An 11,814-nucleotide genomic window follows, 5' to 3' on the forward strand; every position below is an offset into this window, starting at 1 on the left:
CCGACCACAACGCTGGTGGTGTGACGCACGGTCAAGGATTGCGTGGGGCCACCAGGCCGGACTCATAGGCGAAGATAACGAGTTGGGCCCGGTCACGGGCCTGGAGCTTGGTCATGGCCCGGTTGATATGGGTTTTCGCGGTCAGCGGGCTGATCACCATGCGGTCGGCGATCTCGTCGTTGGACAGACCCCGCGCGGCCAGGACAACAGCCTCGCGTTCGCGGCTGGTCAGCTCCTCCAGACCCGTGCCGGTGTCAGTGGGGAACGGCTGGGTGACGTACCGATGGATCAGCTTGCGGGTGATCGAGGGAGCGAGCAGGGCATCACCGCGAGCGGCGACGCGTACGGCGTGCAGGAAGTCCTCCGGCACGACGTCCTTGACCAGGAATCCGGCAGCGCCGGCGCGCAGGGCGTCGAAGACGTACTCGTCCAGGCCGTAGTTGGTCAGGATGACCACGTGCACCCCGGCCAGGGCCGGGTCCGCGGCGATGCGCCGGGTCGCCTCGATGCCGTCGATGACCGGCATCCGGATGTCGATGAGGGCGACGTCGGGCAGGTGCTCCTTGACGAGTTCCAGGCCCTCGCTGCCGTCGGCGGCCTCGGCCACCACCTCGATGTCGACCTCGAGGTCGAGGAGGGCGCGGAATCCGCTGCGAATGAGGGGCTGGTCGTCGACCAGCAGGACACGGATCATGACGTCCGGTCCACGGGAAGCTCGGCTTGGACGGTGAAGCCGCCCCCGTCACGTGGTTCGGCGCATAGCCGGCCGCCGAGGGCGGTGACGCGTTCGCGCATGCCGAGCAGCCCGAGGCCGGGCAGCGGGGCGGTGGCCGGTGTCGCCTTGCCATCGTCGTCGATGCGTATGGCGAGGGAATCCGGAAGGCAGTCGATGCGGACCGCCGCGGTGGTGGCGTCGGCGTGCCGGGCGACGTTGGTGAGCGCCTCCTGCACGATCCGGTAGACGGTCCGGTCCACCGCGGCCGGGACGTCGTGCTGCCGCCCGTCGATCGTCAGCGTGGCGTCCAGGCCCAGCGTCCGGGACTTTTCCACCAGCTCCGGAACGTCATCGAGCCCGCGCGGCGGGGTCGTGTCGTCGTCGCGCAACGCCTCCAGCGTGGCGCGCAGTTCCCGGCTTGCCTCGCGTCCGGCCTCCTGGATCGCCAGCATCGCTTCCGGCACCTGCTCGCCGAGTCTGCGGGCCACATGGACCGCGACTTCGGCCTGCACCTTGATGACCGAGATCTGATGAGTGAGCGAATCGTGCAGCTCCCGCGCGATGCGCAGCCGCTCCTCATCTGCGCGCCGCCGCGCGGTCTCCTCACGGGTCTGCTCTGCCTCCTCCGCCCGCCGCTCGGCCTGCCGCACCGCCTCTCCCGCGGCGAAGGCAGCGATCAGCCAGGCGATCTCGAGCACGCCGCCGCCCCGCCCGAACGCCTCGCGCACCGGCTCGTCCTGGAAGACCAGCGCCGTGAGGTGGAGAGCGACCAGCATGGCGACCGACGCCGCCGCGGTGATGGCGCGGCGCCCGGCCCGCACCGCGCCGTACACCGCGACCAGGTAGGAGACGGCGAGCACGTCGAACCCGGCCGCCTGATACCCCACCGCACACAGCCCCGTAACGGCCAGGACCGCAAGCGGAGCCCGGCGGCCGGCGGCCAGCGCCAGCCCGCCGCCCGCCAGCAGCGCATAGCCGAGCAGGTCGCTGTTCGCCGTGGAGCTCTCGCCGGACAGCCCGGTGCCCACCAGCAGCGCCGCCACGCCGACGGCGACCGCCCAGTCCCAAACACCGGCCGGGACACCGAACCGTCCTCTGTCCATACGCGCACCCTAGCCGGACGCCACTACGGGCGAATCCCGCTCACGAACGAGCGGCCGACTACCGCGCCCGCGGTACCCGCGCGCCGTCTGCCGCACCCGCAGCAGGTGCATGAACCACCGGCAGCAGCGCGAATTGTCTGCGTCCGCTGGACGACTGACGGCGGTGCCGACGGCCATGCTGGGCCGACATCGATTCGCACTGAGGCGACATCGAATCGCAGGAGACAAGGAGGCCTCTCATGGCAGTCCTATCCGTGCTTGCCGCACCGGCAGCCGCGCACGTCGCGGTCCAGTCAGCTGCCACCACCGGCCTGACCTCCGGGCGACTGGTGGGCACTACGGCCGCCGTCGTGGCACTGGCCGGCGTGGTCATCGGTGTACTGGCTCGGGCCCGATCCACCGATCGCCCCGGCATCGGCAACAGGCGAAACAGGGCCATCACGGCCCTGGCGGCGGGACTGGTCGGCCTGGCCATGGGCGCAGTGAACCTGGCCGTCGCCGACGGTGGCCCCGGCACCGGCAACGGAGTAATCGCCGGCGCCATGGCCCTGGCACTGGGGCTGATCGGCACGGCTCTCGGCGGCCTGGCACTGACCCGCGCTCGGCGCACGGGCTGACGGCGACGGATACGTGCAGGCGTTCGCGCCCGACTGAAGACCCATCAGACGCCACCGAGTGCAGCGCTGTTGAAACTCATGAACTTTTCGACTCGCCACGGACGCTTGCTGCCTCCCAAACTGACGAAGAAGCGCTGTCCGTTCTCGGTTCTGGCACAGATCTTGGGGAGTCGTCGCGGAGGGTGACGGTAACGTTCGGTTGAAAGCGCGGTCCGGAGCCCGTCAGCGTTCCCTCATTCTGGTCCACCACCAGCCGAACACCGCCGACTCGATGTTGTTGGGGTCGGGCAGGGTGCGGTGCTCGAATTCCTCATCGATGCGTGTGATCAGTCGGCCCAAGTCCCGTCGCGCTCCGGGAGGAAGGTGCCGCATCGCCCACTCGAGATCATCACGGGCATCTCCCACCCCGGGCGATTCGAACTCGGAGGCATCCAGGTAGCGTCCCGGCTGATTAGAGGCTCGCTCGAAACACGAGAGCGCATGGGCGACCGCGTTGGGCCACATCTCCTGGTCTTCGACCCGGCGGATCGCTGCACGAGTCCGCGCGGAGACACCGTGGACTCTCAGGGCCGAACACTGCCGTCGTGGCCGCGACCGCTCCGCGCGGACGGCCTTGGGACGCCTACGCGGCATCGCCCTTTCGGATCAACATGAGGCCATCCTGTCACAGCTGGACGCCTGCTCTCGCAATGTTACTGGAGCAGGATCATCTTGCGGAGGAGTTCAAATCCGGCTCTGCCGTAGAGCTGGCGCTTGATTTTCTTGATGCGGTTGACGGCGCCCTCGATGCTGCCGGAGCTCCAGTAGAGAGTGAGCCCAGCTGTCACGGCGTCGAGGTCCCGCAGAAGGTGGAGCGCGAAGCCGGTAAGGCCGGGGAGCTGGCTGTCACCGACCGCGTCGATCCAGGTGGGGAGTGTGGAGCCGAGGCGGTCGGTGAGTATCTCGCCGAAGTCGCGGACGTGTCCGGCGGCTGTGTCCAGTTCGGGGCAGCGTGCAAGGACATCCTTCAGGCCGGCCCGGTCTTCCTCGCTCAGCGCGGTGGGGTGTCTGGTGAGCCAGCCAGTCACCTGGCGCACCGTCGGAGGCCGTGGTGGCGTGCCAGCGGGAGTCCCGCGGATGGTGGCGATGTAGGCGCGGACCATCTGGTAGGTGACGGGCGCGTGGTCGGCAGCGACGGTGTAGGTGGGTGACGCTGGTGCATCCCTCGGCGAAGCGTCGCTCCAGGTAGGGCTTGTAGGGTGTCCTGCCAGCGTGCGGCGTTCGCGTACCGGAGCACGGTGTTGAGGCGTGGCCTCCGGCAGCATGCCGTCGGGCGAAGGATTGCGCAGGCAGTCGCGGTGGGCGGCGACGCAGGTCTCCACGGCCCGGCCGAGGCCCTGCCACAGGTGGAACCGGTCAGCGACCTGCAGAGCATCGGGGGCACCGCGGCGGGCGCCCTCGGCGTAGGCGCCCGCCCGGTCCCGGCAGATGATCTCCACACCGGGGTGACGGACCAGCCAGGCGGCCAGTGGCCCGGCTTCACGCGTCGGCAGCACATCGACTACCCGGTGGTCTTTGACGCTGGTCAAGACGGTGGCGTAGGTCTGGCCGCGACGAATCGCGAAGTCGTCAACACCCAACACCCGCGGCGTGTCGAACCGTGGGTCGGGCAATGCCATGACCCTGCGTAACAGAGTCATCCGTCCCGCGCCGAAGCGCAGCTGGGAAGCAAGCCGAGCGCCGGCCCGCCCGGCCAATGCGAGCCCCACTTGTTCCAAGGCGCGGTTGAGCCGAGAGGCGGTGACCATGGACGAGTACGCCCGTCGCGCCGAGCAGGGCGCGCATGTTCTGCATGTGCGGGTGGTGGATCGCCGGCTTCCCGAGCCCACCTACCGGGAGCTGCTCGCGCTGCTGGGGGATGTCACGCCGGTGGTGCAGCCGCTGCCGCCAGCTGCGGCACTCGCCGACGTCGCCGGCGCCACGCGGTACTGGGACCGCACCCCCTACGAGCTCTCGGTGCGGATTAGGACCCGCGCTCTCGGCGTTCTTGGACTTCCCGTGCAGGTGGGTGTGGCCAACTCCTGGGCTGGCGGCGATGGCTTCCGCCCACCCGGGCCGCGGGGGCATCCGCGTCGTCCAGGACGACCATCGGGCCGTGAGGGCTTTCCTGGATCCGCTGCCGGTTCAGGATCTGTACGGGGCCGGCCCGGCGCAGGCCGCCACCCTGGAGCGCTACGGCCTGCGCACCGTCGGCCAGGTGGCGCGTCTGCCGCTGGAAACCCTTCAGCAAGTCCTCGAGGGCCGGGCGCAGGCGCGCTTGGTCCACGAGCGGGCGTGCGGCATCGACCCGCGACCGGTGGTCGCCACCGCCCTGCCGCAGAGCATCAGCCTTCAGCGGGGCCTGGACGCCGACACGCTCGACCCGACCGTCATCGGAAGGGAGATCCTGCACGCCGCGGTGGATGTCGCGCACCAGCTGCGCGAGCGCGGCCAGGTCGCCCGCGTGCTCACCCTCGGGATCGCGTTCGCCGGCGGCAGCAGCGTGAGCCGCTCCCGGACGCTGCATGAGCCCAGCGCTTACACCGACGATCTGCGCCTGGCCGCGGCGGATCTGTTTGAGCGCATGGGCTGCAGCGGGCCCGGGTTGCGCGGCATCCCGGTCTGCGCCGAGCAACTGAGTGACGCCGAGCGGGCCGCGGTGCAGCTGAGCCTCGACCCGGAGCGCGAGGCCGGCCACCGCCTGGACCCCGTCGTCGACCAGGTGATCGCCCGCTTCGGCCCTGGCGCTCTCACCTGGGCACCGCTCGCCCACCGCCGTCACAGCGCCTGACCAGACCGGAGCGACGTGCACGAGGACCTGCCCACCGATCCAAACGAGCTCCAGGTCATCCAGGGCCACCTGATCCGCCTGCTCGCCCGGATCCCCGAGCAGCGCGACGCCCCCACCCCGCTGCACCCAGACGTGCCCGCCGACCGCGCCTGGCTGCGGATCATCGAAGCCCACACGGCTGAGCAACTACGCCGTGTCGACGAGCAGGCCTACGAGGTCGAGACCGGCGACCGACCCTGGATCCAAAGCCCCGCCCCCGGCTGGAGGCTGCAGCACCTGCCTACCGCGGCCGGTCAGGCACCGCGCGAGATCCTGCACAGGACGGATTGCTGGATCGACAGCGGCGAGGACCTCACCCCGACAGAGGCCTCTCATCAGGCGGCCCGGCCGAACGTGGAGCTGTGCCCGCTGTGCCGCCCCAACCCACCGACGGGGCCGTTACTGTACCGACCTGCGCATCGGCTGGCACGGCCGCGTGCGGCCACCCCCGGGCGCTGGCGGCCGCACCCACGCAGGTGCCGCTCAGAAGCAGGTATTCGGTTTCGATGTATCTGAATTCTGGGAGTTCCGCTGGATTCGCGAATCGGCGCATGTTCCCGGGCGTCGATGCAGGGCTGTTTCAAAGTCGGGTTGCGGTGTGATCGTGCAGGTCAGGCGATGCCGAGCAGGTCCAGTGGCCTGGTGAAGGGGTTGTAGGAGGTGTGGCGGAGGCCGGCGGCGATGTTGGTGTGGCCGCCCTGTCGGAGCACCTCGATCGCGAGGTTGCGCAGAGTGGCCATGTTTTCTGGCCCTCGGCCGGTGCGGATTTTGGAGGCGTCCTCGCGGAAGGCGGTGTCACGCACGAAGTGCAGCCGGTTCTCGATGGTCCACTGTGATCGTGCGAGTTGCCCGATGACCTGGGGTGACGCCTGTCGTGCGGTCAGGTCGGTGAGGGCGTAGACGGTCTGGCGGGTGCGTTTGCCGGTCTGACGGGTGATGCGAGCGGCCTGGACCGCGTGCGGGAAGTCCAGCGCCAGGCCGATGACGGTCAGGACCCGGGTCACGCGGGTCTCCTTGCGGCCGTGGCCGCGCTCGCGGTCGTAGCGCCGGGCGGTGACGTCCTTCCAGGGCAGGCGACGTAACTGCTGGTGCAGTCCGGGCTGGTTCGCCTTGACGATCAACAGGTAGTGGGCCTGCATGTCCTCGACAAGGAACCGCGCGTGCTCACGCTGGGTGTGCAGCGCGTCGGCTGTGACAGTGACACCGGTCAGGTCGAACGGATCCAGCAACACGGCGAAGCAGGTGATCTCGTTCTTCTTGTGCGGCACCCGCAGCTGGGTGACGGTCCGGCCGTCTGCGGTCATCGCCGCCAGCAGATGGGCTGCCGGAACCTCGCCGCTGCGTGATCCCCGGGCGCTCTTGCCGTCCACGGCGAGCGTGGTGGTGCCGGCCGGATCGGCACCGGTCAGGTCCGCGAGTCCGCCCGGGCAGGTCAGGGCGATGATCCGGCGGATTGTGGCCGTACTCGGTGGGACACGGACCTGGAGTACGCCGGCAAAGCGGGCACCGAGGCGGGCCAGCGCGTCCTGCGGCGCACTGCGTGCCCACTGCCCGATCGCCGCGTAGGAGCGGGCACCGGCCAGGACGGCAGATGCGGCAACCAGCAGCACACTCACCAACGAGTGACGCCGGCCACGGCGACGACGCGGATCAGCCAGGCCCGCCAGGCGCCCCGCCAGCGTCCCGGCGGATACGTACTCGCGCAGCGGCGACTTGACCAGACAAACAGTGGCAGACTGACGGCACATCGAAGCTCCGGTTGAACAGGGCGACTTGGGAAGGTCACCCCCTCAACGGGAGCTTCGATGCGTTCGTAGCGGCCAACAGCACATCGTCACACCGCTGTGACCAGCACACCTACATGATCAACCCGACTTTGAAACGGCCCTGGGCGTCGATGGGGGCGGGAACGTGGCGTCAGATTGCTGCGACCTCGTTACAGGGGCGCGCGGCGAGGTCCGGTTCGGACCGACAAGTGAGAGACAGCGGCCGTAGTTGGGCGGATGATCGAGGGACAGCGGCGCTCGGACCGCATGCCGCGGAGAGGAGCACGCTTGCTCCGTGCCCATGAGGAACACAGTGGCCGCGACTCCACCTACAGCACATTGAGCTGTTGACGGCAACGGGTCCGTCGCTCTGGGTGACATATCTGCGCTGAGAATTCCCTCAAGCACCGGCTCGGCGTCGGATATGCGTGAAGCCCCGGGTAGGACTGGTCTGCCAAGATCAAGTCCGCGCCGAAGGGCTCCACGTGACCACCAGCATCACCTACACCGCCACGCTCGACATACCCCGCGAGACAGTCCTGCACCTCGCTGCATTCCTCCGCACCGAACGCCGCCGCCTGCGCACTCGACGCTCCACCCGCTCGCTGGGCTGCTTCAAGCAGGCCGTGATGGTCATCCGCGGGTTCTTCGACGGCGCCCGGGTCCGCCAACTCGCCCACGACAACGGCCTGTCGACGCGCACCGCCTACCGCTACCCCCACGAAGGCTCGGCGTACTCGGCGAAGGAAGCGTGGGCCACTCCACACACCCTGTCCGACCAGCGGCCATGTCGGACCTCCCGCCGCACCGCGCCCGACCGGTCCACCGCCCCCGCAGTGCACGCCGGCGAACACGGCCACGTCCCCCGCCGGGGACACCGTCACCAAGCCGAACCCGAGCGGCCACGGCGCGCCGGAATGCGTACCTCCAGCCGACCCTCGTCCAGACCGCGGACCACCACCTCGGTGTCACCCCGCTGCCCCAGCAGCCTGCGCCCAGGCCAGGACAGCACCTGCAGATCCTCCGCCTGACCGGGGTCGAGCGGTGTGGCGACGGCGACCAGGAGACGGGCGGCGATAGACACGGGACGGGCCCCCAGCGGATGGTGCAGATGAGGCGTATGGGATCGTTCCACAGTTCTCGATAAGGTGCTCACTGAGCGGAGTTCACGACATGGCGGAGCAGAACGGCTCGGGCGGGTACACCCCTCACTGGCTGCGTCTTGGCCAGTGGGGCGAAGAGGGCGTACGCAACCTGCCCGCCCTTGACGCCCTCGAGGTGGAAGCCTGGCCCGCCCCGGTACGGGAGGCTCTCGGGGTGGCCCAAACCCACGGGCTGCCGGTCGACGACTCGATGTGCTGGCCGGGGACCGCCGAGCAGCCCTTCTCACGGCTGGGGGACCGCTTCTGGAGGCTCGCGGTCGACGTGGAGTCACACTCCCCCGAATTCGTCCTCGACGAGCACGGGCGCGTGTGGGCGCTCGCGGAGGGTGTCGACCCTGCCGAGCGCTTCGTCAACTCCTCCCTGATCGCCTTCCTCGACGCCCTCGCCGCCTGGGAGTACCGCTGCGAGCACGTAGACGACTTCGACGACCTGGAGCCAGACGACCCCGACTCGGACGACGATCCCGCCGGGGAGGCCCGGGTCGCCTTTGGCCTGGAGATCCGGGACCGCCTGCGCGAGCTCGACCCCCCCGCCTTCGAGATGGACACCTGGTGGGATCGGGTCTACGAAGAGGTGGAGTACGACGCGATCTGACAGGCAGTTCTCGTGAGCGAGGTCGAGTCTCTGGTACGCGAACTTGATCTTGGCTGACTCGTTCCTACCAGAGGCTTCGCTGCTGTCCGCACACGGACTTCCCCGCCCCGCTCACGCGCCGTCGCAGCCCTGTGCTGGCAACGGCTCATTGGACTGCCGCCGACGTTCACCGGGCCGCTAATGAGTTGGCGGTGCACCGCCCCGTACGTCGCGGTACGGGGTTACACCCAAGGGAACGGCACGCTGCCCGTCCGGCCCCCGCAGCATTCCACCTCGTCACCGCCCGGCGACGCGCCGCCCGCCTGAGCCCTACCGCAGCCCGGGAGTGGGGCATCGCCGTCTCCGGCTACCTGATGCGCATCCTGGAAAACCCTGCCGAACACCCCGAAGACGACTTGGGGGAGCTGGACACCGCCCTGGCCGCCCTCCAGGCCATCCGCGAACGTCTGGGTAGCGCCTGACGCCGCGCTCTACCCCGCGCAGTCCAGTCATCACGGGTCAGGCATCAGCCTGACCCCCACTCCCCCCGGCCGCGCCGTCGGCTTGCTCTGCATCGCCGCGGGCACCTTCGACAGCAGGTTGTCCTGAGCGTGCCCGAATCATGTCAGCGCGTGCATAAAGAAGCTGGGCCCACGCCTTGATCACTGTGGCAATCCCCGTCAGCCCGGCACCAGGGTCTTTGATGAGTCTCGAGGTGGGCGGTTCGCCTGCTGAGTACTGAATGTGACGGGTTGTCGGCTTCCGTCGGCAGCGGCCCTGGACGCAGAACAGGCATGGCCGCTGGTGATCATGTGGGTGTCGAGTCCGTATGAGCACCGAGCGAGTCCATGCCTGCGCGTCCATCTTCCCGTATGCCGTCATGCCTGCAGCAACTGGGCACCCCCTCCGGCCCCATCGCGCCGGAAACGGTCGCTGACCTGCGGACCTACCTGGTCGAGGTGCCTGATCCACGGGCCCGTCGCGGCGTCCGCCACTCGTGGACGGCCCTGCTGACCGCGGCGGCGGCCGCCGTTCTGTCCGGCGCCGCCTCGATCACGGCAATCGGCGAGTGGGTTGCCGACGCGCCGCAGCGCGTCCTGGCGCTGCTCGGGTTCCCGCCCGGACCCGCTGACCGGCCTGATCCGGCCGCCGCACTCCACGACCATCCGTCTCGTCCTGGCCGCCGCGGACGGCGACGCCCTGGACCGGGCCGTCGGACGCTTCCTCCAGGAACGTCAGGACCCGGTGTCCGGCCGGCGGGCCATCGCCGTCGACGGCAAGACACTCCGCGGGTCCCGCACCAAGGACCGGCCGGCCACCACGCTGATCGCCGCGATGACCCACAGCGGCCAAGTCCTCGCCCAAAGGCAAGTCGACCGTAAGAGCAACGAGATCCCAGCCTTCGCCCCGCTCCTGGACGGCATCGACCTGACCGGCACGGTGATCACCGCAGACGCCCTGCACACCCAGCACGACCACGCCTCCTACCTGCACGAACGCAGAGCCCACTACCTGGCCGTCGTCAAGAGGAACCACCCCGGGCTGCACGACAAGGTCCGCCGCCTGCCCTGGCACGACATCCGCCTGGACCACTACGAACGTGCACGGGCCCACCACCGCGACGAGATCCGCCGACTGAAGACCACCGCGTTCGCCCACCTCGACTACCCCCACGCCCGCCAAGCCCTCCAAGTCGTGCGCTGGAGACGTGACCTGGCCACCGGCAAGCTGACGATCGAGCGGATCTACCTGGTCACGAGCCTGCCGCCCGGCGCAGCCACCGGCAGCGAACTCGCGGCCTGGATCCGCGGACACTGGCGCATCGAGAACCAACTCCACCACGTCCGGGACCGCACCTTCCGTGAGGACGCCTCGAAGATTCGCACCCGGCACCTGCCCCGCGTCATGGCCGGTCTGCGCAACCTCGCTATCGGCGTCCACCGCCAGGACGGCCACACCAACATGGCCGCCGCACTCCGCCGCACCAGCCGAGACCACCAGCGACCCCTCACCGCCCTCGGACTGACCTGACGAACCCGGACACAAGATCACTTCTCAAAGACCCTGACCACCCAGGCGAGCCATTCTCGCGCGAACCCGGCTACACCGCCCAGGAAGCCGCAGCGGTGGTCGTCGCCCACATGCCAGAGATCTGGGGGCCGGCGGTCGCAGGGACCCAGCACGACCTGCATGACCGTGAGAGGCAGTGACCGCACGTCGTCGCCACGGGACGCTGCAGACTGGGGAATCAGGGCCTTGTGTGGGCCGGGCCCGAGGCCTCTTATCACCCGCAGGGATGATGGCGCTGCAGGTGTTGCACGCGATAACGTCCGTTACACCGGTGCTGAGCTGCACAGATTCGGCACGTCACTCGCCGGAACAGCCCGTACCCCCAGAGAACCAGAATCCGCGGCGTGGACCTGGTGCAGCGTCACACCTTGCTCCTCTACCGAGGAGTGGACGGTGACGCTGATCGACACGAGGCCGAAGGTGATCGCGAGCCTGGCGATGGACGGCATGGATTCATCGCACCCGCCGTGACACTGCCCTGCATTCCGAGCAGACCCACATGGGGGCCGCCGGCCGTAGCGCCAGGGCCGGAAACGTGAAGTGGGGTCGACCTCCACCTGGAGGTCGACCCCACTCGAGACGGTGCAAGCACCCGCCGCCCGACGGATCAGCCGCGGACGATGTTCTCCGCTTGCGGGCCCTTCTGCCCCGGCGTCACGTCGAAGGTGACGTGCTCGCCTTCCTGCAGCTCGCGGTAGCCGTTGCTGGCGATGTTGGAGTAGTGGGCGAAGACGTCCGGGCCGCCCCCGTCCTGCTCGATGAAGCCGAAGCCCTTTTCCGCGTTGAACCACTTCACGACGCCAGATGCCACTGTGTTCGTCCCTCACATACTGCTGATGCGGCGCTCCTGTGGGATGCGCCGGCGGGCCCCGTTCCGGGCCGCGGCTCATGCATACCCGATGGTGCGGCACCTTAGCCAGCGGATACGCCCGCGTCGGTGCAGACGGCCCGTTCGGGT

11 protein-coding genes and 1 pseudogene are annotated in these 11,814 nt (G+C 69.3%); 7 read left to right on the forward strand and 5 right to left on the reverse strand.

The annotated features are described in order from the left end of the window. Positions 1 to 31 precede the first annotated feature (31 nt). Positions 32 to 694, reverse strand: coding sequence for a response regulator transcription factor (locus tag B085_RS0120715; protein WP_018560495.1), 663 nt, complete (start codon positions 692 to 694; stop codon positions 32 to 34). Continuing rightward, positions 691 to 1,818, reverse strand: coding sequence for a sensor histidine kinase (locus B085_RS0120720; protein ID WP_018560496.1), 1,128 nt, complete (start codon positions 1,816 to 1,818; stop codon positions 691 to 693). Before B085_RS0120720 ends, B085_RS0120715 begins: the two co-directional genes overlap by 4 nt. A 239-nt stretch (positions 1,819 to 2,057) precedes the next feature. Here B085_RS0120720 and B085_RS0120725 point away from each other — a divergent pair, with 239 nt between their 5' ends. Further along, positions 2,058 to 2,435 (forward strand): DUF6223 family protein, encoded by a 378-nt coding sequence (locus B085_RS0120725; RefSeq protein WP_026251271.1) that lies wholly within the window; start codon positions 2,058 to 2,060, stop codon positions 2,433 to 2,435. A gap of 692 nt (positions 2,436 to 3,127) precedes the next feature. Here B085_RS0120725 and B085_RS43165 read toward each other — a convergent pair. Next, entirely contained in the window at positions 3,128 to 4,303 is a 1,176-nt protein-coding gene (locus tag B085_RS43165) for an ISL3 family transposase (RefSeq protein ID WP_234018624.1), read from the reverse strand. Between the two features lie 266 nt (positions 4,304 to 4,569). Here B085_RS43165 and B085_RS43170 point away from each other — a divergent pair, with 266 nt between their 5' ends. Both B085_RS43170 and B085_RS0120745 read left to right on the forward strand, forming a co-directional pair. Beyond that, entirely contained in the window at positions 4,570 to 5,244 is a 675-nt protein-coding gene (locus B085_RS43170) for a DNA polymerase Y family protein (RefSeq protein WP_158689787.1), read from the forward strand. A 15-nt stretch (positions 5,245 to 5,259) separates the two neighbouring features. Then, on the forward strand, positions 5,260 to 5,799 hold the full coding sequence (locus B085_RS0120745) for a DUF6233 domain-containing protein (RefSeq protein ID WP_018560500.1): 540 nt from the start codon (positions 5,260 to 5,262) through the stop codon (positions 5,797 to 5,799). Between the two features lie 95 nt (positions 5,800 to 5,894). Here B085_RS0120745 and B085_RS0120750 read toward each other — a convergent pair whose 3' ends face one another. After that, positions 5,895 to 7,031, reverse strand: a complete 1,137-nt coding sequence (locus B085_RS0120750; protein ID WP_234018625.1) for an ISAs1 family transposase — start codon at positions 7,029 to 7,031, stop codon at positions 5,895 to 5,897. Between the two features lie 503 nt (positions 7,032 to 7,534). Between B085_RS0120750 and B085_RS51985 the strand changes: the two genes are divergently transcribed. The 4 genes and pseudogenes from B085_RS51985 to B085_RS43180 all read left to right on the forward strand — a co-directional run bounded on the left by B085_RS51985 (position 7,535) and on the right by B085_RS43180 (position 10,817). Next, positions 7,535 to 8,080, forward strand: a complete 546-nt coding sequence (locus tag B085_RS51985) for a hypothetical protein (RefSeq protein WP_018560502.1) — start codon at positions 7,535 to 7,537, stop codon at positions 8,078 to 8,080. Between the two features lie 142 nt (positions 8,081 to 8,222). After that, positions 8,223 to 8,807 (forward strand): SUKH-4 family immunity protein, encoded by a 585-nt coding sequence (locus B085_RS0120760; RefSeq protein WP_018560503.1) that lies wholly within the window; start codon positions 8,223 to 8,225, stop codon positions 8,805 to 8,807. A gap of 851 nt (positions 8,808 to 9,658) precedes the next feature. Further along, positions 9,659 to 9,850, forward strand: a pseudogene (locus B085_RS50920) (transposase family protein); the annotation flags it as partial. A 10-nt stretch (positions 9,851 to 9,860) separates the two neighbouring features. Further along, positions 9,861 to 10,817 carry an ISAs1 family transposase gene (locus B085_RS43180; protein ID WP_234018626.1) on the forward strand — a complete coding sequence of 319 codons (957 nt, stop codon included), beginning with the start codon at positions 9,861 to 9,863 and terminating at the stop codon, positions 10,815 to 10,817. A 646-nt stretch (positions 10,818 to 11,463) separates the two neighbouring features. Here B085_RS43180 and B085_RS0120785 read toward each other — a convergent pair. Next, positions 11,464 to 11,667, reverse strand: coding sequence for a cold-shock protein (locus B085_RS0120785; RefSeq protein WP_018560506.1), 204 nt, complete (start codon positions 11,665 to 11,667; stop codon positions 11,464 to 11,466). Positions 11,668 to 11,814 lie beyond the last annotated feature (147 nt).

Origin of the sequence: Streptomyces sp. BoleA5 (assembly GCF_000373665.1) — a bacterium.
Lineage (GTDB): Bacteria > Actinomycetota > Actinomycetes > Streptomycetales > Streptomycetaceae > Actinacidiphila.